This is a genomic window from Microbacterium marinilacus, assembly GCF_019753765.1.
In the GTDB taxonomy this organism is placed as follows: Bacteria; Actinomycetota; Actinomycetes; order Actinomycetales; family Microbacteriaceae; genus Microbacterium; species Microbacterium marinilacus.
Map to the genome: position 1 here is coordinate 117192 of NZ_JAIJZW010000009.1, position 22241 is coordinate 139432.

Sequence of the window (22241 nt, forward strand, 5' to 3'; positions counted from 1 at the left end):
GTCTCCTCTCGCGAGACCGGTTCACGACAGCTCTCCGATCCACGTCGTCTCCGCCTGCGTCGGGAAGAAGCGCTGCCGGATGGCCTCCGACGCCTCGCGCGTCACCTGCTGCACCCGCTCCATGTGCTCGGGCAGCTCGCCCAGGATCTCCTCCGTCGGCCGGTACTCCAGGTCGTTGCGGATGCGGCCCAGCGCGCGCAGCACCGCGTTCGAGTGGCCGACGCGGTCGGCGACGGGGTCGATCGCGCTCATGCACTGCTCGGCCTGCGAGATCGAGAAGATGATGGACCGAGGGAACAGCCGGTCCAGCAGCAGGAACTCGGCGGCGTTCTTCGCGCTGGGCATCCGTCGATAGGTGCGCAGGTACGGCTCGTACGCGCCGCACGAGCGGAGGATCGTCGTCCACGACGGCCCGGATGCCTCGGTCAGCGACCGCGTCGCGAGAAGACGGGCGGTCATGTCGGTCCGCTCGATGCTGCGGCCCAGCGTGAAGAACTGCCACGACTCGTCTCGGCTCGTCGACGAGTCGGCGATCCCCACGGTGAGGGCCGCGCGCTTGCGCACCCACTGGAAGAAGTCGTGCGCCTTCTCGGCCTGCAGCCGTCGCGGCATCTGGGCGCGGGTCGTGTTGAGGCACTCCCACAGCTCCGTGGACACGATCTCCCGTGCCCGGCGGGCGTTCTCCCGCGCCGCGCTCAGGGAGTAGGCGATGCTCGGCGCCGTCGTGCGGTCCACCGCCAGGTGCTCGAGCACGTCCCCGCGGCGCACGGTCCCGGTCCCCGGCGGGGCGGGCGCGCCCATCACCGCCAGCAGCGACCTGCACGCGGTGTCCTCGTCGATCCACGGGTCCTCGAGCAGCAGCTGCAGATGCACGTCCAGGATGCGCGCGGTGCCGTCGCTGCGCTCGATGTACCGGCCGATCCAGAACAGGGACTCGGCGATCCGGCTCAGCATGGTCCGGCCTCCGCATCCGATCCATCTGCAGGCAGTGAGCGACCCTGCTGCTGCTGCTGCTGCTCGCTCTGCGACGCCGGGCCGGACGGATCGTGCGGCGAGTGCGCCGGCGCGTCCTGCTCCTCGTACACGACCGGGATCGCCGAGGTCACGGTCGCGGCCTGGTCGGCCACCAGGCCGGCGAGGCCCGTGCCCTGCCCGTACTCCACGTGGCCGGGTGCGGTGCCGCCGACCACCCAGGTGTCCTTCGATCCGCCGCCCTGGCTCGAGTTGACCACCAGCTGTCCCTCGGGCAGCGCGACACGGGTGAGCCCGCCCGGCAGCACCCAGACGTCCGAGCCGTCGTTCACCGCGAAGGGCCGCAGATCGGCGTGGCGCGGGCGCATCCCGTCCGACACCATCGTCGGGATCGTGGAGAGCATCACGACCGGCTGGGCGATCCAGCCGCGCGGATCGGCGATCAGCCGCCGCCGCAGCCGATCGAGCTCGGCGGGTGACGCGTCCGGCCCCACCACCAGGCCCTTGCCGCCCGACCCGTCCACGGGCTTCACGACCAGCTCGCCGAGGCGGTCGAGCACCTCCTCCAGGGCCCCGGGATCCTCCAGGCGCCAGGTGTCGACGTTCTTCAGCACCGGCTCCTCGTTCAGGTAGTACCGGATCAGGTCGGGCACGTAGGTGTAGAGCAGCTTGTCGTCGGCGACGCCGTTGCCGACCGCGTTGCAGATCGCCACGTTGCCCAGCCGGGCCGCCAGCATCAGGCCGGGCGCCCCCAGCATCGAGTCGGCGCGGAACTGCAGCGGGTCGAGGAAGTCGTCGTCCACCCGGCGGTAGATCACGTCGACCCTGCGCAGGCCCCGGGTCGTGCGCATGTACACCTTGCCGCCGGTGCACGTCAGGTCGTGCCCCTCCACCAGCTCGACGCCCATCAGGCGCGCGAGGAGGGTGTGCTCGAAGTACGCCGAGTTGTACACGCCCGGGGTCAGCAGCACGACGTTGGGCTCCTCGATGCCCGGCGGGGCGGCGGCCTTCAGGGCCGCGAGCAGCCGGTTGGGGTACTCGCCCACCGGGCGCACCCGCATCGAGACGAACAGCTCCGGCAGGGTCTGAGCCATCACCCGGCGGTTGGAGATGACGTAGCTGACGCCGCTCGGCACCCGCACGTTGTCCTCGAGCACGCGCATCTCGCCGTGCTCGTCGCGGATCAGGTCGATGCCGGCCACCTGGATCCGCACCCCGTTCGACGGCTGGATGCCCGCCGCCTGGCGATAGAAGTGCTGCGACGAGGCGATCAGCGCTGCCGGAAGCAGCCCGTCGCTCACGCAGTACCGGTGTCCGTAGACGTCGTCGAGGAACGCCTCCAGGGCCCTCACGCGCTGCTTCACGCCCGCCTCCACGTGCGCCCACTCGTCGTACGCGATCACGCGCGGGACCGGGTCGATGGGGAAGGGCCTCTCCTCGCCGGCGAAGTCGAACGTCACCCCCTGGGCGAGATAGCTCGACGCGAGCGACTCGGTGCGTCCGCGCAGCTCGTCCTGGGTCATCCGGGCCAGCGCCTGATAAAGCTCGCGGTAGGCGGCACGTGCCTCAGCGGTGTCGCCCGACGACGCCGGATGGCCGAACATCTCGTCGAAGGCCGGCATGCCCTGGGCGGTCTTGCGCGGCGCGAGGGTGGAGCCGTAGCCGTCGAACAGGTCTCCCATGGGCTGAGCGTAGTGCTGGGGGTGTTGCGCGGATGTTTCCTGACGTGTCCGGGTGTTTCGGTGCGATCTAGGCTGGAGGCATGCACGGCGAATACAAGGTGCCCGGGGGCAAGCTCGTGGTCGTCGACCTGGAGGTCGCGGACGGCAGGATCGACGGGTTCCATCTCGCCGGCGACTTCTTCCTCGAGCCCGACGACGCGCTGCTGGACATCAACGCCGCTGTGAACGGGCTGCCCGAGACCGCCGACGTGCCCACGATCGCCGCGGCCGTGCGGTCCGCGCTGCCCGACGGCGCCCAGCTGCTCGGCTTCACCCCCGAGGCCGTCGGCACCGCGGTGCGGCGCGCGCTGGTCACGGCGTCCGCGTGGAGCGACTTCGAGTGGGAGGTCGTCGACGATCCCGCGGTGTCTCCGCGCATGAACCTCGCGCTCGACGAGGTGCTCACCGGTCGCGTGGGGGCCGGGCTCCGCAAGCCGACGCTGCGCATCTGGGAGTGGGACGAGTCGGCCGTCGTCATCGGCTCGTTCCAGTCGTACCGCAACGAGGTCGACCCGGACGGCGCCGCCCGGCACGGCTTCGAGGTCGTGCGCAGGATCTCCGGCGGCGGCGCGATGCTCATGGGCGCCGGCCAGATCATCACCTACTCGCTCTACGTGCCGGCGTCGCTGGTCGCCGGGCTCACGTTCGCCGACTCCTACGCGTTCCTCGACGACTGGGTGCTGCAGGCGCTGCGCTCACTCGGCATCGATGCGACCTATCAGCCGCTCAACGACATCGCGAGCCCCTCGGGCAAGATCGGCGGCGCCGCCCAGAAGCGCCTGGCGGGCGGCGGGGTGCTGCACCACGCGACGCTCAGCTACGACATCGACGGCGAGGTCATGACGCAGGTGCTGCGCATCGGCCGCGAGAAGCTCAGCGACAAGGGCACCGCGTCCGCCGCGAAGCGCGTCGACCCGCTGCGCAGCCAGACCGGAATGCCCCGCCGCGAGATCATCGACCGGCTGATCCAGTCGTTCCAGGAGTTCACGGGCGCCGCCAAGGGCACGATCCAGCCCGACGAGTACGCCGAGGCCGAGGCGCTGGTCGAGTCGAAGTTCGCGACCGACGCGTGGCTGCACCGGGTCCCTTGACCGCTGCGCCGCAGGGCCCCGCGACCCCGGTGCGCGGCGAGGTCGCGATCCACCACGGCGACAACCTCGACGTCGCCCGCACGCTGCCCGACGGCGCGTTCTCGCTCGTCTACCTCGATCCGCCGTTCAACACCGGCCGCACCCGCGAGCACCGGTCGCAGCGCGCCCTGCGCACCGACGCGGCGGCGCCGGGCACGACGCCGGACGGATCGGCCCGAGCCGGCCGAGACGGCACCGGTTCCGCCGTCTCCGTCGATCCCGTCCTGCGTCCTGCACAGGACGGACCCGTCTGGGCGGGGTTCCACGGTCGCGGCTACGAGCGGGTCCGCGGCGCGCTGCGGACCTACGACGACCGCTTCGACGACTACTGGGCGTTCCTCGAGCCACGCCTGGCCGAGGCGTGGCGCCTGCTGGCCGACGACGGCACGCTGTACCTGCACCTCGACTACCGCGAGGCGCACTACGCCAAGGTGCTGCTCGACGCGGTGTTCGGCCGCGACTGCTTCCTCAACGAGCTGATCTGGGCGTACGACTACGGGGCCAAGTCGCGCAGCCGCTGGCCCACGAAGCACGACACGATCCTCGTGTACGTGAAGGACCCCGACCGGTACTGGTTCGACTCCTCCGCGGTCGACCGCGAGCCCTACATGGCGCCCGGGCTCGTGACGGCCGAGAAGGCCGCCCGGGGCAAGCTGCCGACCGATGTGTGGTGGCACACGATCGTGCCGACCTCCGGCCGCGAGCGCACCGGCTACCCGACCCAGAAGCCCGAGGGCGTGCTGCGCCGGATCGTCGCGGCGTCGTCGCGTCCGGGCGACCGCGTGCTCGACCTCTTCGCCGGCAGCGGCACGACGGGAGCCGTCGCCTCGGCGCTCGGCCGTCACGCCACGCTCGTCGACGTGAACCCCGACGCGATCCGCGTGATGGCCGAGCGGATCCCGCACGCGGAGGTCGTGACGTCCTGAACGCCGCCCGCGCACGGGGCGGGAGCCCTACGCTCGGAGGCATGCGATTCGGAATCTTCATCCCGCAGGGCTGGCGCTTCGACCTGGTCGACATCGACCCGGCGGCGCACTGGAGCACGATGCGGTCTCTCGCCGTCCGGGCCGACGCCGGCCCCTGGGAGTCGCTGTGGGTCTACGACCACTTCCACACCACCCCGGTGCCGAGCGACGAGGCCACGCACGAGGCGTGGACGCTGATGTCGGCGTTCGCCGCCTCGACGAGCCGCATCCGCCTCGGCCAGATGTGCACCTGCATGGGGTACCGCAACCCCGCCTATCTCGCAAAGGTCGCCGCGACCGTCGACCACGTCTCGGCCGGGCGCGTGGAGATGGGCATCGGCGGCGGCTGGTACGAGCACGAGTGGCGGGCGTACGGCTACGGCTTCCCCGAGGTGCCCGACCGGCTGCGGGCGCTGCGCGAGGGCGTCGAGATCCTGTCCCAGGCGTGGCGCACCGGATCGGCGACGCTCGACGGCGCGTACTTCCAGGCCGACGGCGCGATCGTCCGCCCGCTGCCGATCCAGGAGGGCGGGATCCCGATCTGGATCGCCGGCGCCGGCGAGAAGGTCACGCTGCGGATCGCGGCCGAGTACGCCTCGTACACCAACTTCAACGGCGGGGTCGAGGGCTTCCGGCACAAGAGCGAGGTGCTGCGCGGGCACACCGACCGGCTGGGGCGTGACTTCGCCGAGATCACCCGCTCCGCCAACTTCAACACCGTGGTCGGCGAGACCGAGGCGGACGTGCGCGAGCGCCTCCGCGCCATCGAGGCCCGGGTGGCGCCGTACACGGGCGACGCGACCGCCGGGCTGATGGAGAAGCTCACGACGGGCGAGGGGCTCGTCGGCACGGTCGAGCAGGTCACGGAGCGGCTCGCCGCGATGCGCGAGGTCGGCCTCGGGTACGCCATCCACTACTTCCCCGAGTCGGCCTACGACCTCTCGGGCGTCGAGCTGTTCGAGCAGCGGGTCATCCCGGCGCTGTCGGCCTAGCCACGCGCGGGCACGCGCGGGTCGGTGCGAAAGCGCCCTTGCGAGACGCCGTGAGGGCGCTTTCGCACCGATGCCCTCGGCCTACGGCGCCTGCGGCAGCGGCAGCCGGTTCTTGAACGCGATGTAGCCGTCGTCGACGCTGACCACCGTGCCGTTGATCGCGTTGGCGCGGTCGGAGGCGAGGAACGCCACGACCTCCGCGATCTCCTCCGGCTCGGTCAGCCGCCCCCTCAGCTGCTCGGACGCCATGAACGCGTTCAGCTCGTCCGAGAACCGGGCGAGGATCGGCGTTCGGGCCCTGCCGGGCGTGATCGCGACGACCCGGATGCCGTGCTCGGCCAGCTCCATGGCCGCGGACCGGGTGAACGAGATCACCCCCGCCTTCGCCGCGCCGTACGTGAAGGCGCGCTCCCCGGCGCTCTGCCCGTAGATCGACGACGTGTTGACGATCACCCCGCCGCCTCCCTGGGCGACGAACTGCCGGGCGGCCGCGAGGATGCCGTGGTAGACCCCGTCGAGGTCGATGCGCATCACCGGGTGATAGTGCTTCTCCGGGTCGTGGTCGAGCAGCGGGAAGCCGCCCGGGATGCCCGCGTTGTTGAACATGACGTCGAGGCGGCCGAACGCGTCGACCGCCTGGGCCACGAGCCCCTGCACGTCCGGCCACGAGCTGACGTCCGCGTGCACCGCCGCGACGGTCCCCGGGTGGCCCTGTTCCGCGGCCTCCTCGACGACCCGCCGGGCGCCGTCCTCGTCGACGTCGCCGATGACCACGCGCGCGCCCTCGCGCACCATGGCGTGCACGGTGGCCCGCCCGATGCCGCTGGCGCCGCCCGTGACGATCGCGACCTTGCCCTCGAGCTCCCCGCCGCTCATTCGGCCGGCACCAGGTCGTCGGTGATCCACTCGGCCGGATCGCCGCCCGGCTCGGACAGCCCCGACTCGACGAGCAGGTCGTAGCCCTCCTGCCAGCGCTCGTGGTCCTGCTCGAGCACGTCGAGGGAGCCGTCGCCGACCCACACGGCGCGATACGCGTCGAGCGACTCCTTGGCGACCTCGTCGTCGTCGAGCGCGGCGAAGGAGTACTCGGTGCGGAGGCTCTCGAGGGTGTCGTCCAGCGACTCGTCCTCGATGATGAACTCCGCCGCGCGCTTGACGGCCCGCAGGAACCGTTCGATCTCGTCACCGTGCGCCGCGATCTGCTCGGGGGTCGAGACGTACGCCTGCACGTCCGTGGCGGCGGTCAGGCCCGCCGGGCTGACGACCGCGTCGTCGTTGGCCGCGCCGACCATCACGGCGGTGTCGATGCCGAGCATGTAGCCGTCGAGCTGGCCCTGCTGGACGAGCGCGAACGTGGCCGGCGTCAGGCCGACGACCTGTCGCTCGACGCTGTCCGCGTCGTGACCGTTCGTCTGCAGCGCGAGCATCATGGTCTTCGCGCTGGTGCCGCCCTCCGATCCGACGCCGATGGTGCTGCCGGGGAGGTCGTCGATGCCCTCGATCGGGTTCTCCTCGCTGGAGACGATGCGGAAGCCGCCGCCGCGCTCCAGCGTGCCGACGTTCACCAGCGTCTGCCCCTGCGACGCGAGCGTCAGCACGTCTATGGCGCCCGCGCGGGTGATCGGCGCGGATCCGCCGATGAGCCCCTGGATGGCGACGGGCGATCCGCCCACCGGCTGGAACTCGACCTCGAGGCCCTCCTCTTCGAAGAAGCCGTGGGTCTGCGCGAGCAGCTCGGGCGCGAACGACAGCGTGTCGAGCGGCAGGTTCGTCAGGTAGACGATCTTGTCGAGCGACTCCGCGGAGCCGTCCGTCTCGGCGGGGTCGGCGTCGGCCGGGCCCGCGGCGCAGCCGGCGAGCACGAGCGCGGCGGCCAGGGCGAGGGCGGACGTCCGCCGGGTTCTGGGCAGGGGCATGGTGTCTCCTTCACTCGTCGTCGAGTAGGGATGCATGCGGCGCATGCGCTGCGCGACATGATCGACGGCCCCGGAGGGCCGGATCGGCGCGGTTTCGTTGACCGGAAGGCTTTGGTTGAGCTGTAAACACGATTGGTTGCAAATTCGCCACCGCGGCGGGGGAGGCAGGCGCGGACGCCCCGTGTCGGAGGTCCGGCCTAACGTCTTGACCGGCGGGCCCGTCCGCGCCGACCATGACGGAGAGACCGACGAAGGGTGGCCCATGGACGACAGCCCGGCACCCGGCGCGACCGTCGCCGCCCCTCCGCACGGCATGCGCACGTTCGTGCACGTGCTGGTCAACACCGCGGTGGCGAACATCACCACGAGCTTCCTGTGGTTCGGGCTGACCTTCTGGATCTACGCCGAGACCCGCAACGTCATCGCGACCGGCGTGATCGGCGGCGCGTACATGCTGTTCATCGCCCTGTTCAGCATGCTGTTCGGCACGCTCGTCGACAGGTACCGCAAGAAGGCCGTGATGCTGTGGGCGACGGCGGCGGCGTTGGTCGTGTTCTGTCTCGACACCGCGTTCTTCTTCTGGATCGGCGAGGAACGCATCGTCGACCTCACGATGCCCTGGTTCTGGATCTTCGCGGTCGTCATGCTCGCCGGCGCCGTCGTCGAGCAGCTGCGCAGCATCGCCCTGTCGACCACGGTGACGCTGCTCGTGCCCGATGAGCGGCACGCCAACGCGAACGGCCTGGTCGGCACCGTGCAGGGCGTGTCGATGCTCGTCACGAGCGTGCTCAGCGGGCTGTCCGTCGGCTTCCTCGGCATGGGCTGGACGCTCGTCATCGGCCTCGCCGCCATGCTGCTCGCGATGCTGCACCTGTCGGCGCTGCGCATCCCGGAGCGCGAGATCGCGCACGTCGAGGGCGGCACGACCAAGTGGGTCGACATCCGCGGCGGCTGGCTGGCGGTGCTCGCGGCGCCCGGTCTGCTGGCGCTGGTGCTGTTCTCGACGATCAACAACTTCGCGGGCGGCGTCTACATGGCGCTGATGGACCCGTACGGCATCGACCTGTTCGGCGTGCAGGGGTGGGGCATCTGGTTCGCGGTGGCCTCGACCGGCTTCATCGCGGGCGGCGCGCTGATCGCCGCCACCGGGCTGGGGCGGCGGCCCATCCGCACGATGCTGGTGGTGGCGGCCCTCATCGGGGTCATCGGGGCGGTCTTCGCGGCGCGCGAGTGGGGATGGCTGTTCATCGCGGGCTGCTGGGTTTACATGGCGTGCGTGCCCGCCGTCGAGGCGGCCGAGCAGACGGTGATCCAGCGGGTCGTGCCCTACGAGAAGCAGGGGCGCGTGTTCGGCTTCGCCATGACGTTCGAGGCCGCGGCGGCCCCCGTCACCGCCCTGCTGATCGCCCCCATCGCCCAGGCGTGGGTGATCCCGTACATGCGCGGCGAGGGCGAGGCGCAGTGGGCGTGGCTGCTGGGCGAGGGAGAGAACCGCGGCATCGCGCTGATCTTCGTCTTCGCCGGGCTGCTGTGCGCGCTGGTCGCGCTCGCCGCGTTCCTGACGCCGCAGTACCGCCGCCTGTCGGCGCAGTACGAGAAGACGCCCCCGGCGCCGGCCGCTGCCGACACGGCCCCGGCCTCGGCGGACGCGCCCTGATTTCCGGTGCGAGTCGGCCCTTACGGTGCCCCATAAGGGCCGACTCGCACCGATTCGTGCCGCCGCGTGTCGTCCACAGGGCACGGACGGCGATGGGGTGCTCGCGATGAGGGCGCGCGGCGCTCGGCGCGCGCCCTCGGGCGCGAGGCTCGGGGGATGCGCACGCACGGAAAACTGCCCGAGGGGCTCCCGCCCGTGTTCGGCGTGGCGCAGGCCCGGGCGGCCGGCGCCACGCCGAAGCGCCTCCGCCAGGGCGACCTGGAGCGCCCGTTCCACGGCGTTCGACGCGGCCCGCGCGGCTCCGACCCGGTTCCCGCCGCGGCGACGCCCGCCGAGGCGGCGACGCAGCGGCTGTCGTCGCGTGTCGCCGAGTACCTGCCCGTCATGCCGGCGCACGCGTTCTTCGCCGGGGTGACGGCGGCGGTGCTGCAGGGGATCCCGGTCCCGGTCTCCGCGGTGGTCGACGAGCGCGGCGGCCTGCGTCCCCTCGTGGTGGGTGTGCACGAGCCGCGCACGCCGCCGCGCCGTCCGCAGGTGCGAGGTGTCCGCGTCGACGTCGCGCTCGCGCCCGTCGACGAGGTCGCGGGCGTCCGCGTCACCTCCGCCGCGGCGACGTGGGCGATGCTGGCGGGGGACCTCGACGACCATGGGCTGGTGGCGGCCGCCGACCACCTGCTGCGGGTGCCCCGGCATCCAGGGGGCTTCTGCCCGCCGGAGCGCGAGCCGTTCGCCGTGCGCGACGAGCTGGCGGCGGCGATCGGTCGTCGGCGGGGCGCCGCGCGGCTGCGCCGAGCGCTCGATCGCGCCCGCACCGGGGCCTCGTCGCCGCCCGAGACGCGGGTGAGGCTGATGCTGGTCGACGCGGGCCTTGCGGAGCCCGTGCTGGACCACGACGTGTTCGATCGTCACGGGCGGTTCGTCGGGTGCCTCGACCTCGCCTATCCGGAGCTGAAGATCGGCATCGAGTACGACGGCTCGTATCATCGCGACCAGCAGCGCTTCGAGTACGACATCGACCGCATCGCCCGGCTCGAGGCGGAGGGCTGGCTCATCGTGCGGCTGACGTCGCGCCACGTGCACCGCGTGCCGTGCGAGACCGTGCGGCGGGTGCGCGACGCGATCGCCCGCCGCGCGGCGTGAGTTCCGGTGCGGATCGGCCCTTACGGTGCCCCATAAAGGGCCGATACCCACCGGGTCGGGGGGGCGGGGGGGGTGCGGGGGCGGGCCAGCCTCCGTCGGAGGCCAGGATGACGCCGTTGACGTTCGTGGAGTCGTCGCTCAGCAGGAACGTGATCGACGCGGCGAGCTGCTCGGACGTCGCGACGCCCGGCAGGATGGCCATCGCGCGCTGGATGCGCTCCGCGCCGAGCGGGGACGCGAACTTCGCCTCGATGTTGGTGGCGACGCCGCCGGGGGCGACGGCGTTGACCCGGATGCCGGAGCCCGTGTACATGAAGGCGCTCGACTTGGTCAGGCCCACGACCGCGTGCTTCGACGCCGTGTAGGCGGCGCCCGCGGCGGAGCCGCGCAGGCCCGCCTCGCTCGTGACGTTGACGATCGATCCGGATGCGGCCGCCTGCATCGCGGGGAGCACGCCGCGCATGAGCTTCATCGTGCCGGTGACGTTGACGGCGAACACGCGGTTCCACACCGCGTCGGACACCTCGCCCACCGGCGTCATGTCGTCCATGATGCCGGCGACGTTCGCGAGCCCGTCGATGCGGTCGCCGGCCGCCGCCAGGATGCGGGCGACGCCCTCGTCGTCGGTGATGTCGGCGGTCAGGGCGACGACGTCCGCGCCGGCGTGGGCGGCCGCGAACTCGTCGAGGCGCTCCTGGCTGACGTCCACCGCGATCACGCGGCCGCCCTCGCGCACGACGCGCGAGGCGGTGGCGCGGCCGATGCCCGATCCGGCGCCGGTGACGATCACGGTCCTGCCCGCGAAGCGGCCCTCCGTGACCCGCTCCTGCCAGGCCGCCGGCGTCGCGCCGGTCTCCTCGGCCGCGGGAGCCTCGTCCTCGCCGCCGACCGCGGCGATCAGGGCGGCGATCATCTCCTCCGTGAACGCGCCCTGGCTCATCGAGACGAGCTGGGCGAGCGAGAGCCCCGCGGCGGGCGCGAGCTGATCGGCCGAGCCGCCGCCCTGGGCGAGGAGCCCCTCGATCGCGGCCTTGCCGGCCGGGTCGGCCAGCCACTCGCCGACGGTGCTGTTCCTGCTGAGTGCCATGGGGCATCCCCTTCTTCGAGGACCGTGTCCCTCGGGTACCGGACACTGTTGTCCGGTAGATAGGCTACGCCGATGAGCACCCGTCGTCCAGATCCGACGCCGCCGCGTCGGCCGGCCCCGAACCGCGGGCCCGCGGCGGCCGCCGGCAACCGGCGGGCGCTGATCTCGGCGGCCCGAGAGCTCTACGCCGCCGAGGGGTTCGACGTGCCGCTCAGCGCCATCGCGCGGCGCGCGGGAGTGGGGCAGGGATCCCTCTACCGGCACTTCCCCGAGCGGGTCGACCTGGCGGTCGCGGTCTTCGACGAAAACATCGGCGAGCTCGAGCGAGCGGTCGCCGCGCCCGAGCGCACGCTGAGCGACCTGATCGACGCGATCGTGGCGCAGGCGATGACGTCGACCGCGCTGATCCGGCTGCTGGGCGACCACCGCGACGACCCCCGTGTGCGCACGATCGGCACGCGCTTCGACGCGCTCGCGGCGCGCCTGCTCGAGCGGGAGAAGGCCGCGGGCCACGTGGGGGACCACATCGACGTCGTGGACGTCGCCCTGGCGACCGGCATGCTCGCCACCGAGATCGCACGCACCGCCCCGGCCGAGCGAGACGAGGTCGCCGCTCGCATCCGCGCCCTGTTCCGGATCGCGTTCGCCCCGCGCTGACCCGGGGCACGCCGGCACGCGCTCGTCAAGAGGCCGCCCGGAAGTGGACGGGATGCCCCGACGCCGACAGGATGGGAGGGAACGCTGTCGACGAGGGGGGACGACGAGATGACCTGGGGACGACACCGCAGACCCGCGCAGACCCCGACGCCGCCGGTGACGCCCACCCGCACGCTCTGGAACGACAGCCTCGGCACGCTCGCGACCCGGTCGATCCAGATCATCGCGATCGCGCTGCTGGCGTCCGCCCTGGTGCTGGGCCTGCGTGCGCTGACGCTCGTGGTGATCCCCGTGCTGCTCGCGCTCATCCTGGCGAGCGCGTTCTCGCCGTTCATGAACGTCCTACGCCGGCGCGGGCTCGGCTCGCTGCCCTCGACGCTGATCGTGCTCCTCACGATCGTGGTCGCGCTGGGCGCGGTGGGCTGGCTCATCGTCTCGTCGGTGCGCAGCCAGTGGCAGGACCTCTACGACCAGGCGAACGAGGGCATCCAGCAGGTGCTCGCGTGGGTCAGCACCCTGCCGTTCCACGTCGACGACGGGCAGATCCAGGAGTGGATCGACCAGGCGACCGGCTTCCTCACGAGCGCGCAGTTCGGAAGCGGCGCGCTGGCGGGCGTCGGCGCCGTGGCCGACTTCATCACCGGTCTCGTGCTGATGGTCGTCGTGCTGTTCTTCTTCCTGAAGGACGGCCCGGTGCTGTGGGAGTTCCTGCGTCGCCCGTTCACCGGCGAGTGGCACGCGCGCGCCACGCGCGCCGGACGCAAGGCCGTCGACACGCTCGGCTCCTACGTGCGCGGCACCGCGGCCGTCGCCGCCGTGGACGCGATCGGCATCGGCGTCGGCCTGGCGATCCTGCAGGTGCCGCTGTGGCCGGCGCTCGCGGTGCTGGTGTTCGTGCTCGCGTTCATCCCGATCGTCGGCGCGGTGCTCGCGGGCGTGCTCGCCGCCCTGGTCGCGCTGGTCGCGAAGGACCTCGTCGTCGCGCTGATCGTCGTCGGCATCGTCGTGCTCGTGAACCAGCTCGAGGGCAACTTCCTGCAGCCGGTGCTGATGGGACGCGCGCTCAAGCTGCACTCGCTGGTCATCCTGATCGCGCTGACCATCGGCACCGTGCTGGGCGGCATCATCGGCGCCGTGCTCGCCGTGCCGCTCACGGCCGTCGCGTGGGGCATCGTGAAGGTCTGGGACGGCCCCGACCAGCCGGCCCGCTGGGCTCGCCGCAAGGACGCCGTCCGCGCCTGACCGCGGGTTCGTCCCGCGTCGGGACGCGTCGAGCGTCGCGCTCCGGTCGGCTCAGTCGTCCTCGCGGAGCGCGTCGACGTCGAGGCCGTAGAACAGGCGCGGCGCGCCGTCGAGCGTCGCGCGGGCCTCGCCGTCCGTGACGGCGCGGCGGGTGCGGCGGCCGATCGCGTCGATCTCGACGACCCGGTCGCCGGTCGCCGGCAGCACGACGTGCTCCTTCGTCTGCCACGGGTCGATCCAGGGCTCCCGCGCGGGATAGAACGAGCCCGACCCGTCGCCGCCCGTGTTGAGGCGATAGCCGTCCGCGCGGATCCACAGCAGCACGAGGTCGCCCCGCGGGGTGCGGAAGTGCATGCCGCGGCGACGTGACTCGCCGCGGAAGGAGAGCCAGCGCACGAACGTCGCCTCGTCCAGCTGCTCGGCGATGTTGGCGTAGGCGAGGAGCGAGGGCTTGGGGCTGAGGTCCCGCAGCATCAGACCGTAGTGGTACTCGGCGTCGCTGGCGTTCGTGCCGTACGGGTTCGCCTTGATGTTGTCGTAGAGCTGGTACCAGAGCATCGACGTCACGCCCTCCGCGGCGGCGATGGCCGCCGACAGCACGACGTTCTCGCCGGCGTGCCGGTACGTGTCGTGGTTGCGCGAGTTCGGACGCGTCGGGGCGTAGACCTCGGTCAGCCACAGCTCCATGTCGTCCGCGTCGTACTCCTCCATCAGGGCGCGGGCGCGCTTGAGCGCGCCGTGGAAGTTCCAGAACTCCCCGCCGGGGGCCGGCACGTAGTCGGGCGTGACGTTGACGCGCCCCGGATGGATGTTCAGCGCACGGGTGTGGTCGGCCAGGCCGGCCTCGAACATGTTCCGCGCGTAGGCGATGTCCATGCCGGCGAGGGCCACCGGCAGCAGCCCCATGTCGCTGTCGCGCGCGTCGAGCGCTCGACGGAACGTCGTCAGCCACTTGCGGACGTATCGGTCGGCGCCCTCGCCGCTGCCGACGCCGCCCGCCATGTTCCATTCGTTCGCCAGCTCGTAGTGACTCGCGCCGCCGGCCTCCGCGCGGTCCAGCTCCTCGCGCGTGTACGTGCGGAGGGCCGTCGGGTCGTCGTCGTACGCGTCGAGCGACGGCGGGTTGCGCACGCGGTGCTGGCGGAACCCGTACTCGCGCCGCTCCTCCTGCGAGAAGTGCAGGTGCCGGCTGCGGCGCACGCCGATCCGCTTCAGGAGCGCCCGCTCCTCCGGCGGTCCGAAGAGATAGTCGGCGGCCATGCCGAACATGGACGTCGCCGCGGTCTCGACGAACTCGTGCGGCGGCAGCACCGCCACGTTCGTGCGCGTGTAGACCTCGTCCTCGCCGGCGGTGACGGTGAGCTCGACGAACGCCATGCCCCGTCCCGGCAGGGGGACGGCCAGGTCGTCGTCCACGGTGCTGCGGGCCGTCACGCGGTACACGATGTCGCGCTCGGCGACGACCTCCCCGTCGTAGTCGCGCGCGGTCCACGTGAAGCGCACGTCGCGGCTGTCGTCGGCGCCGTTGTAGGCGACGGCGCGCACGGCGAGCGGCTCGTCGGCCGTGTCCCAGATGTTGTACGCGCGGTCCGTCGAGAGCGCGGCGGCGAGGGGCCGCTCCGCGGTGATGCCCTCGACGACCACCGCGCGGGAGTCGCCGCCGAGGAGCACCTGCGCCTCGGCGCGGAACACGCCCTCGGACACGGGGACCCCGGCCAGGTGCAGCATCGTGCGCGTGCGCCAGTCCTGATGCCCGGGGCGCGTGACGATCGACAGCGGCCGGTCGCCGAGGCGCTGCTGGTAGACGAACCTGCCGTTGGCCTCGAACGGGACGCCGCCGCGCGGATCGCGCTCCCAGTCGGCCACCCCGTAGACGGTCTCGACGGGCGGCTCGTCGGCGATGGCCCCGCGCAGCATCATGCCGCTCCACATCGTGTCCGGGTCGGCGCCGTCGATGTCGAACGCGACGCGGAGCACGCGCCCCGCCGGCGTGAACGTCCCGCGCACCGTCACTCCCGGCAGCGCGCTGCGGGGCGCGTACTCGACGACCAGCGACTGCTCGCCCGTCTGCGAGCGGGTCGTGGCGGCCGTGCCGGTGGCGAAGTCGGTCCGGCCGATCCGGTACCCCGAGAACCGCTGCACCGCGACGCCGTCGGAGTCGCGCAGCAGGACGCTCGCGCCCTTCCCCTCGATCGTGATCGAGTATCCGTCGCCGGTCAGCACGGGCGGCGGCGGGTGCCGCTCGGCGTCGAACCCGCGCAGCGGCCGCTCGCGCGGCAGGAGAGGAGCGAGCAGCAGCGACGTGCCGAGCACCCCGAAGTAGCCCGCCCCCGTGAGCACGTGTCGCCGGCTGACGCGTCGCCGGGGCGGCCGGCCCTCCGTGTCCCCGCCTCCCGCCCGGTCGACGTCCGCCCCGCTCGGCGACGGGGTCGAGGGCTCGGGCGCGCCGATGTCTGCGCCATCGCGCCGTGGGTCGTCGGGTCCGGGGGTCGCCTCTCGCATGCGGTGGGGGTCGGCGTCCCTAGCTCTGGGCGGAGCCGGTGCCCTGCGCGGGCGCGAGGGCCGCCGACACGACGGCGCGCGCCTCGTCCTGCACCTGGCGCAGGTGCTCGTCGCCGCGCAGCGACTCGGCGTAGAGCTTGTACACGTCCTCGGTGCCGGACGGGCGGGCGGCGAACCAGGCGCTCTCGGTCTGCACCTTCAGGCCGCCGATCGCCGCGCCGTTGCCGGGCGCGTGCGAGAGCCGGGCGGTGATCTCGTCGCCGGCGAGCGTCGTGGCCGTCACCGCCTCGGGTCCGAGCTTCGCCAGCGCCGCCTTCTGCTCCGGCGTCGCCGCGGCGTCCACGCGCTGGTACGACGAGGCGCCGTACTCGGCCTCGAGCTCGGCGTACCGCTGCGACGGCGTCTTGCCGGTCACGGCGAGGATCTCCGCGGCCAGCAGGCACAGCAGGATGCCGTCCTTGTCGGTCGTCCAGACCGACCCGTCGGTGCGCAGGAACGACGCCCCGGCCGACTCCTCGCCGCCGAACGCCACCGAGCCGTCGAGCAGGCCCGGCACGAACCACTTGAAGCCGACGGGCACCTCCAGCAGGGGGCGGCCGAGGGACGCGGCGACCTTGTCGATCATCATCGACGAGACGAGCGTCTTGCCCACGGCCGCGTCCGCCGACCAGCCCGGCCGGTGCGAGAACAGGTAGTCGATCGCGACCGCGAGGTAGTGGTTCGGGTTCATCAGGCCCGCATCGGGCGTGACGATGCCGTGCCGGTCGGCGTCGGCGTCGTTGCCGGTCAGGACGTCGAACTCGGCCCGCTTCGCGACGAGCGACGCCATCGCCGACGGGGAGGACGGGTCCATCCGGATCTTCTCGTCCCAGTCGAGCGTCATGAACCGCCACGTCGGGTCGACGTCGGGGTTCACCACGGTCAGGTCGAGACCGTAGTGCTCGGCGATCAGCGCCCAGTAGTCGACCGAGGCGCCGCCCAGCGGGTCGGCGCCGATGCGGACGCCGGCGCCCCGGATCGCGTCGACGTCGATGATCGAGGCGAGGTCCCGCACGTAGGCGTCGCGGAAGTCGTAGGTCGGGATCGCGTCGGCGTCGATGTCGGCGAAACGCACCCGCTTCACGCCCTCCAGGCCGCCCTCGATCAGCTCGTTCGCGCGCGCCGCGATCCACGAGGTCGCGTCGGTGTCGGCGGGGCCGCCGTGCGGCGGGTTGTACTTGAAGCCGCCGTCGGCGGGCGGGTTGTGGCTCGGCGTCACGACGATGCCGTCGGCCCGCTCGGCGGCATCGCCCGGGATCCCGCGGTTGTGGGTCAGGATCGCGTGGCTGAGCGCCGGGGTGGGCACCCACGAGTCGCGCGCATCGATCCGGACGTCGACGTCGTTCGCCCGCAGCACCTCGATCGCGCTGCGTTCGGCCGGCAGCGACAGGGCGTGCGTGTCGCGGCCGAGGAACAGCGGGCCCGAGATGCCCTGCGCCGTGCGGTAGTCGACGATCGCCTGCGTGGTCGCGAGGATGTGGTGCTCGTTGAAGCTTCCGTTCAGGCTCGAGCCGCGGTGGCCGCTCGTACCGAACGCGACGCGCTGCGCGGGCCGGGTCGGATCGGGCACCCGGTCGTAGTAGGCGTTGATGAGCTCATCGACGTCGATGAGGTCGGAGGCTTCGGCGGGGAGTCCGGCTCGGCTCGTCATGCCGACAGTCTCACACGCATCGCTGTGGGAGACGTGCGGGCGGCCGGATCCGCGGGGCCGACGTCGCTCACTTCCCGCGCAGCGGGTTCCCGTCCGGAGGGCCGAACAGGAGCACAAGCTCGGCCGGCAGGTCCGACTCGTTCTTCGCTCCGTGGGGCACGCCCTCCGGCACGTAGACGGCGTCGCCGGATCTCAGCACCGCGCGCTCGTCACCGACAGTGACGACGACCTCCCCCGAGACGACGAGGTACAGCTCGTCCTCGCTCACCACCGAACAGCTGCCAGGATCGCCCTCGAGGTGGAAGTGCTCGCCCTCCTCGGCGCCGGGCTCCAGGTGGTACAGCATCACGGATGTCGGCAGGTCGGTGGTGTGGCGGAAGTACCACTCGACGCCTACCTGTCCCTCTCCCTTGTAGAGGGACCAGTCGTGGTGGTCCTGTCCGCGTCTCTGGATCTGCATGGATGTCCTCTCGAGGGGTGTCGGATGCGGTCGCCGCCCGTGGCGCGTCCGACCGCTCAGTCCAGCGCGATCGTCGCGCCACCGGTGGCCGCCGGTTTCGCGGCGGCGGCCAGGGCGCCCGACACCGTGAACGCCGACACGTCGTCCGAGGTGCTGCCGTCGACGGCCAGCTCGGCGACGATCCGGCCGATCGCGGGGGTGAACTTGAACGCGTGCCCCGCGCCGAGCGCGACGATCACGTCGGGGTGCTCGTCGAGCGGGCCGAGCACGAAGCGGCGGTCGGGCGTCAGCGCGTACTGGCAGGTCACCGTGCGCAGCACCTCGCCGCTGCCCGGGATGGTCGACCCCATGAACGACGTCAGCTCCGACAGCAGCTCGTCGGACGGCACGAAGGTCCGCTCCTCGGGCGTCATGTAGTTGTTGCCGACGTCGCGGGCCGCCTTGATGGTGGGCTCGCCATAGGTCGGGAACCCGTAGAAGCACGACTCGTCCTCCCAGATCCACACCGGGAAGCTCTCGCGGTCGAAGGCGTCGGGGTCCTTCGGCTTGAAGTAGGTCACCTGCTCCTGCATGGTCACGAGCGGGATGCGCGCGCCGAGGGGCTCGAGCAGCGCGTTCGTCCACGCGTCCGTCGCGAGGATCACCTTGCGGGCCCGGACGTCGCCGTTCGGGGTGTGCACGATCACGCCCTCGTCGTCGGGCGTGATGCGCTCGACCGGCGTGCGGGGGCGGATCACCGCACCGTGCACGCGGGCCTGCATCTGGAACGCCGTCACCGATCGCGCGGCGTGGACGATGCCGGAGTCGGGCGTGTAGACGGTCTCGACGCCCTCAGGGATGGAGAACTGCGGCCAGCGCTCGTGCACCTCCGCCGGCGAGAGCAGCTCGTACGGGATGCCGACGTCGTCGAGGCTGCGGGCGAAGTCGCTCGCCGAGTACGGGCCGCTGGTCGGGATGAAGACGAGGCCGCCGGTGATGCTGGTGAACTGCTCGCCCGCCACCTCCTCGAACTCGGCCCAGTCGCGGTAGGCGGCCTCCGCCAGGCGCACGTAGGCGGCGTTGCCGTAGGAGGTGCGGATGATCCGCGAGGTGTCGTGCGACGCTCCGCGCACGTGGCCGAGCTCGAACTGCTCGAACGCGACGACCTTCACCCCCTTGCGGGCGAGGTGGTAGGCGGCGGCGCTGCCGAGCGCGCCCATGCCGACGACGGCGACGTCGAATGTCTCCATGGAGTCTTCTTCCTTACTGTGCGTTTCTCGGGGAGCAGAACTGCGGGCTGAGGGGGACGGGCGTCAGAGGACCTTGGCGAGGAACGACCGGGTGCGCTGCCGCTGCGGGTCGTCCAGCACCTGCTCGGGCGGGCCGGACTCGACGACGACGCCGCCGTCCATGAACGTGACGGTGTCGGCGACCTCGCGGGCGAAGCCGATCTCGTGGGTGACGACGATCATGGTCATCCCGTCGTCCGCGAGCCCCCGCATCACATCGAGCACCTCGCCGACCAGCTCCGGGTCGAGCGCGGACGTCGGCTCGTCGAAGAGCATCAGCTTCGGCCGCATGTTGAGCGCGCGGGCGATCGCGACGCGCTGCTGCTGGCCGCCGGAGAGCGACCGCGGATAGGCGTCCGCCTTCTCGGCGAGGCCCACCCGCGCGAGCAGGTCGCGTCCGCGCTCGGCGGCGTCCTTCGCCTTCTCGCGCCGCACCTGCACCGGGGCCTCGACCAGGTTCTCGAGCACGGTCATGTGCGGGAAGAGGTTGAACTGCTGGAACACCATGCCGATCTGGCTGCGCCGGTCGGCGATCTCGGCGTCGCGGAGCTCGTGCAGCCTGCCGTTGTGCTGGCGGTACCCGACGAGCTCGCCGTCGACGCTGATGCTGCCGGCGTTGATCTTCTCGAGGTGGTTGATGCAGCGCAGGAAGGTGCTCTTCCCGGAGCCGGAGGGACCCAGCAGGCACGTCACCTCGCCCGTGCGGACGGTCAGGTCGATGCCCTTGATGACCTCGTTGCTGCCGTAGTACTTGTGGACGCCCCGGGCGTCGACCATCGGCGTGGAAGCGGTGCCGGTCATCGGCGGTCTCCTTCTGGCTCGATCGGGATCGCGGCGGTCACGGGCATCGGCTCGACCTTCGGGCGGCGGGGCAGCAGCCCCGTCAGCCAGGCCGCGAAGTAGGACTGCTCCGCCTGCCGCTCGCCGCGCTTGAAGCGCTTCTCGAGGAAGTGCTGGCCGATGCTCAGGATGGTCGTCACGAGCAGGTACCAGAGGCTGGCGGTGATCAGCAGCGGGATCACCACGAAGTTCCGCGAGTAGATCACCTGCACGGCGAACAGCAGGTCGCCGATCGCGATGACGCTGACGAGCGATGTGGTCTTGAGCATCGCGATCGTCGCGTTGCCGGTGGGCGGAATGATGACCCGCATCGCCTGTGGCAGCACGATGCGCCGGAGGATCTTCGATCGGCGCATGCCGAGCGCCTCGGCGGCGTCGGTCTGGCCCGGGTCGACGGAGAGCAGGCCCGCGCGGACGATCTCGGACATGTAGGCCCCCTCGTTCAGCCCCAGCCCGAGGATCGCGGCGAACATCGGAGTGATGAGCTGGTTGGTGTCTGCCACGTAGAACGGCTCGAGGAACGGGATCCCGAACTCGAGGGTGGGGTACAGGGCGGCGAGGTTGAACCAGAAGATCAGCTGCACCAGGAGCGGCGTGCCGCGGAAGAAGCCCACGTAGGCGGAGGCAGCCCCGGACACCACGACGTTGCGCGACTGCCGGCCGACGGCCATGACGACGCCGATGACGATGCCGATGACCATCGCGACGACGGTGAGGTACAGCGTCGTGCCGAGGCCGCGGAGGATCCGACCGTCGAAGAAGTAGCCGAACACCTCGTCCCACTGGAAGTTGGGGTTCGCCACGACCGAGTGCACGAGCAGCGCGGCGATCGCGAGGATCACCACGGTGGCGACCCACTGGCCCCAGCGGCGGACGGGCACGACCCGGAGCGGGGCCTCCTCCGCGGAGGCCCCGGCCGGGCTGAGCTCGACGCGCGTCACGCCGGTCACAGCTCCGACTCGGAGGGGTCGGTGTAGATCTCCGCCTCGTCGATCGCGCCCACCTCCACGCCGAAGCGCTCGAGGTTCTCCTGGTAGAGGCGCTCGTCGATCAGCTTCTGCAGCGCCGCGGCGACCGCCTCGGTCAGCGTCGACTCGTCGGGGAAGGCCAGGCCCCAGGGCGTCGGCTCGTAGTTGACGTCCAGCGCCTCCATCGCGCCGTCCGACTGCGCCGCCTGGTAGATGGCGGGCGGCAGCGCGCTGACGGTGGCCTCGACCCGGCCGGACGAGAGGGCCAGCACCGCGTCGGCCGCGGTGGCGAACGTCGAGACGTCGATGGGCGTATCGCAGTCCTCGTTCCACGCCGGGATCGTGACGGCCTCCTCGGTGGAGCCCTTCAGCACGCCGATCGTGTGGCCGCAGAGGGTGTCGATCGACAGGTCCTGCGGGTTGCCACCAGGGACGAGGAGGGTGGTGCCGCCCTGGAAGTCGCTGACGAAGTCCACCGTCTCCAGCCGTTCCGCCGTGATGCCGAGGGAGGCCGCGGCCATGTCGACCTTGCCGGACTCCAGAGCGGGGAAGAGGGCGTCGAACTTGATGTCGTCGAACACGATCTCGATGCCGAGGACCTCGCCGATGAGGCGCACCTCCTCGGGCTGCGAGCCGGAGAGCGTCACCCCGTCCTCGGCGACGTCGAGGATCGGCGGGTATCCCGGGCCGCTGGCCACGCGGATCTCGCCGGCCTCCTGGATGTCCTCGGGCAGGAGGTCGGCGATGGACTGGTCGAACAGCTCGCTCTCGCCGGGGGCGGGAGTGTCCCCGGCGGGGGACGAGCATCCTGCCAGGGCGGCTGCGCCGACGACGGACATGGCCGCGACGGCTGCCGCGCGACGGGCGAGGGGACGGGGGAGCGGGGACATGTGGGGACTCCTTCTGAGCGATGCGGAGAGGCGCATCGCGGCGCGTCGTGAGCGCTGCGTTGCGCCCCCTGCGCAGGGATGCGCTGCGTGGTGGAGCTAGGTGGGGCCATTATGGGAACGGCGTGAAGCGCCCCTGTTACAGTG

At 71.9% G+C, this 22241-nt stretch carries 18 protein-coding genes and 1 pseudogene; 7 read left to right on the forward strand and 12 right to left on the reverse strand.

Going from position 1 to position 22241, the window contains the following annotated elements; translation table 11 throughout:
* Positions 1–21 precede the first annotated feature (21 nt).
* On the reverse strand, positions 22–954 hold the full coding sequence (locus K5S26_RS14610; protein WP_221859486.1) for an alpha-E domain-containing protein: 933 nt from the start codon (positions 952–954) through the stop codon (positions 22–24).
* The gene (locus tag K5S26_RS14615) at positions 948–2654 is read right to left on the reverse strand and encodes a circularly permuted type 2 ATP-grasp protein (protein ID WP_221859488.1); all 1707 of its coding nucleotides are present in this window, start codon (positions 2652–2654) and stop codon (positions 948–950) included. Before K5S26_RS14615 ends, K5S26_RS14610 begins: the two co-directional genes overlap by 7 nt.
* 80 nt (positions 2655–2734) lie before the next feature.
* Between K5S26_RS14615 and lplAB the strand changes: the two genes are divergently transcribed.
* Genes lplAB through K5S26_RS14630 form a run of 3 tightly spaced genes read left to right on the forward strand, consistent with a single transcriptional unit; the run spans position 2735 to position 5780 of the window.
* Positions 2735–3784 carry a lipoate-protein ligase LplAB gene (gene lplAB / locus K5S26_RS14620; protein ID WP_221859490.1) on the forward strand — a complete coding sequence of 350 codons (1050 nt, stop codon included), beginning with the start codon at positions 2735–2737 and terminating at the stop codon, positions 3782–3784.
* The gene (locus K5S26_RS14625; protein ID WP_246604057.1) at positions 3781–4749 is read left to right on the forward strand and encodes a DNA-methyltransferase; all 969 of its coding nucleotides are present in this window, start codon (positions 3781–3783) and stop codon (positions 4747–4749) included. The genes lplAB and K5S26_RS14625 overlap by 4 nt, the downstream gene beginning before the upstream one ends.
* Before the next feature lie 41 nt (positions 4750–4790).
* Complete coding sequence (locus K5S26_RS14630) at positions 4791–5780, forward strand: TIGR03560 family F420-dependent LLM class oxidoreductase (RefSeq protein WP_221859493.1); 990 nt, start codon at positions 4791–4793, stop codon at positions 5778–5780.
* 81 nt (positions 5781–5861) lie between these two features.
* Here K5S26_RS14630 and K5S26_RS14635 read toward each other — a convergent pair whose 3' ends face one another.
* Together K5S26_RS14635 and K5S26_RS14640 are read right to left on the reverse strand one after the other, a co-directional pair.
* Positions 5862–6656, reverse strand: coding sequence for an SDR family NAD(P)-dependent oxidoreductase (locus K5S26_RS14635; protein ID WP_221859495.1), 795 nt, complete (start codon positions 6654–6656; stop codon positions 5862–5864).
* Entirely contained in the window at positions 6653–7696 is a 1044-nt protein-coding gene (locus tag K5S26_RS14640) for an ABC transporter substrate-binding protein (protein WP_221859498.1), read from the reverse strand. The genes K5S26_RS14635 and K5S26_RS14640 overlap by 4 nt, the downstream gene beginning before the upstream one ends.
* 262 nt (positions 7697–7958) lie before the next feature.
* On the opposite strand from K5S26_RS14640, the gene K5S26_RS14645 reads away from it, so the two are divergent.
* Together K5S26_RS14645 and K5S26_RS14650 are read left to right on the forward strand one after the other, a co-directional pair.
* Positions 7959–9353, forward strand: a complete 1395-nt coding sequence (locus tag K5S26_RS14645) for an MFS transporter (RefSeq protein WP_246604058.1) — start codon at positions 7959–7961, stop codon at positions 9351–9353.
* A gap of 156 nt (positions 9354–9509) precedes the next feature.
* A complete protein-coding gene (locus K5S26_RS14650) occupies positions 9510–10493 on the forward strand; it encodes an endonuclease domain-containing protein (protein WP_221859500.1) in 984 nt (327 codons plus the stop codon).
* 85 nt (positions 10494–10578) lie between these two features.
* On the opposite strand, the pseudogene K5S26_RS14655 reads toward K5S26_RS14650, so the two are convergent.
* A pseudogene (locus K5S26_RS14655) lies at positions 10579–11580 on the reverse strand (SDR family NAD(P)-dependent oxidoreductase); the annotation flags it as partial.
* 72 nt (positions 11581–11652) lie between these two features.
* On the opposite strand from K5S26_RS14655, the gene K5S26_RS14660 reads away from it, so the two are divergent.
* Both K5S26_RS14660 and K5S26_RS14665 read left to right on the forward strand, forming a co-directional pair.
* Complete coding sequence (locus tag K5S26_RS14660; protein ID WP_221859504.1) at positions 11653–12237, forward strand: TetR family transcriptional regulator; 585 nt, start codon at positions 11653–11655, stop codon at positions 12235–12237.
* A gap of 108 nt (positions 12238–12345) precedes the next feature.
* Positions 12346–13479, forward strand: coding sequence for an AI-2E family transporter (locus K5S26_RS14665; RefSeq protein WP_221859506.1), 1134 nt, complete (start codon positions 12346–12348; stop codon positions 13477–13479).
* 51 nt (positions 13480–13530) lie between these two features.
* On the opposite strand, the gene K5S26_RS14670 is transcribed toward K5S26_RS14665, so the two are convergent.
* The 7 genes from K5S26_RS14670 to K5S26_RS14700 all read right to left on the reverse strand — a co-directional run bounded on the left by K5S26_RS14670 (position 13531) and on the right by K5S26_RS14700 (position 22097).
* Positions 13531–15819 (reverse strand): hypothetical protein, encoded by a 2289-nt coding sequence (locus K5S26_RS14670; protein ID WP_221859508.1) that lies wholly within the window; start codon positions 15817–15819, stop codon positions 13531–13533.
* Positions 15820–16000: 181 nt separating this feature from the next.
* Entirely contained in the window at positions 16001–17671 is a 1671-nt protein-coding gene (pgm, locus tag K5S26_RS14675) for a phosphoglucomutase (alpha-D-glucose-1,6-bisphosphate-dependent) (RefSeq protein ID WP_221859510.1), read from the reverse strand.
* Between the two features lie 67 nt (positions 17672–17738).
* Positions 17739–18131 carry a cupin domain-containing protein gene (locus tag K5S26_RS14680; protein WP_221859512.1) on the reverse strand — a complete coding sequence of 131 codons (393 nt, stop codon included), beginning with the start codon at positions 18129–18131 and terminating at the stop codon, positions 17739–17741.
* A 56-nt stretch (positions 18132–18187) separates the two neighbouring features.
* Positions 18188–19360 carry an N-methyl-L-tryptophan oxidase gene (gene solA / locus K5S26_RS14685; RefSeq protein ID WP_221859514.1) on the reverse strand — a complete coding sequence of 391 codons (1173 nt, stop codon included), beginning with the start codon at positions 19358–19360 and terminating at the stop codon, positions 18188–18190.
* Positions 19361–19423: 63 nt separating this feature from the next.
* Complete coding sequence (locus tag K5S26_RS14690; protein WP_281427323.1) at positions 19424–20200, reverse strand: amino acid ABC transporter ATP-binding protein; 777 nt, start codon at positions 20198–20200, stop codon at positions 19424–19426.
* Positions 20197–21189 (reverse strand): amino acid ABC transporter permease, encoded by a 993-nt coding sequence (locus K5S26_RS14695; protein WP_308122997.1) that lies wholly within the window; start codon positions 21187–21189, stop codon positions 20197–20199. Before K5S26_RS14695 ends, K5S26_RS14690 begins: the two co-directional genes overlap by 4 nt.
* Positions 21186–22097 (reverse strand): transporter substrate-binding domain-containing protein, encoded by a 912-nt coding sequence (locus K5S26_RS14700; RefSeq protein ID WP_221859516.1) that lies wholly within the window; start codon positions 22095–22097, stop codon positions 21186–21188. The genes K5S26_RS14695 and K5S26_RS14700 overlap by 4 nt, the downstream gene beginning before the upstream one ends.
* Positions 22098–22241 lie beyond the last annotated feature (144 nt).

Coding starts and splice junctions, on each gene's coding strand:
- K5S26_RS14610 (WP_221859486.1), bottom strand. CDS start 954: ATGCTGAGCCGGATCGCCGAGTCCCTGTTCTGGATCGGCCGGTACATC.
- K5S26_RS14615 (WP_221859488.1), bottom strand. CDS start 2,654: ATGGGAGACCTGTTCGACGGCTACGGCTCCACCCTCGCGCCGCGCAAG.
- lplAB (WP_221859490.1), top strand. CDS start 2,735: ATGCACGGCGAATACAAGGTGCCCGGGGGCAAGCTCGTGGTCGTCGAC.
- K5S26_RS14630 (WP_221859493.1), top strand. CDS start 4,791: ATGCGATTCGGAATCTTCATCCCGCAGGGCTGGCGCTTCGACCTGGTC.
- K5S26_RS14635 (WP_221859495.1), bottom strand. CDS start 6,656: ATGAGCGGCGGGGAGCTCGAGGGCAAGGTCGCGATCGTCACGGGCGGC.
- K5S26_RS14640 (WP_221859498.1), bottom strand. CDS start 7,696: ATGCCCCTGCCCAGAACCCGGCGGACGTCCGCCCTCGCCCTGGCCGCC.
- K5S26_RS14645 (WP_246604058.1), top strand. CDS start 7,959: ATGGACGACAGCCCGGCACCCGGCGCGACCGTCGCCGCCCCTCCGCAC.
- K5S26_RS14650 (WP_221859500.1), top strand. CDS start 9,510: ATGCGCACGCACGGAAAACTGCCCGAGGGGCTCCCGCCCGTGTTCGGC.
- K5S26_RS14660 (WP_221859504.1), top strand. CDS start 11,653: ATGAGCACCCGTCGTCCAGATCCGACGCCGCCGCGTCGGCCGGCCCCG.
- K5S26_RS14665 (WP_221859506.1), top strand. CDS start 12,346: ATGACCTGGGGACGACACCGCAGACCCGCGCAGACCCCGACGCCGCCG.
- pgm (WP_221859510.1), bottom strand. CDS start 17,671: ATGACGAGCCGAGCCGGACTCCCCGCCGAAGCCTCCGACCTCATCGAC.
- K5S26_RS14680 (WP_221859512.1), bottom strand. CDS start 18,131: ATGCAGATCCAGAGACGCGGACAGGACCACCACGACTGGTCCCTCTAC.
- solA (WP_221859514.1), bottom strand. CDS start 19,360: ATGGAGACATTCGACGTCGCCGTCGTCGGCATGGGCGCGCTCGGCAGC.
- K5S26_RS14690 (WP_281427323.1), bottom strand. CDS start 20,200: ATGACCGGCACCGCTTCCACGCCGATGGTCGACGCCCGGGGCGTCCAC.
- K5S26_RS14700 (WP_221859516.1), bottom strand. CDS start 22,097: ATGTCCCCGCTCCCCCGTCCCCTCGCCCGTCGCGCGGCAGCCGTCGCG.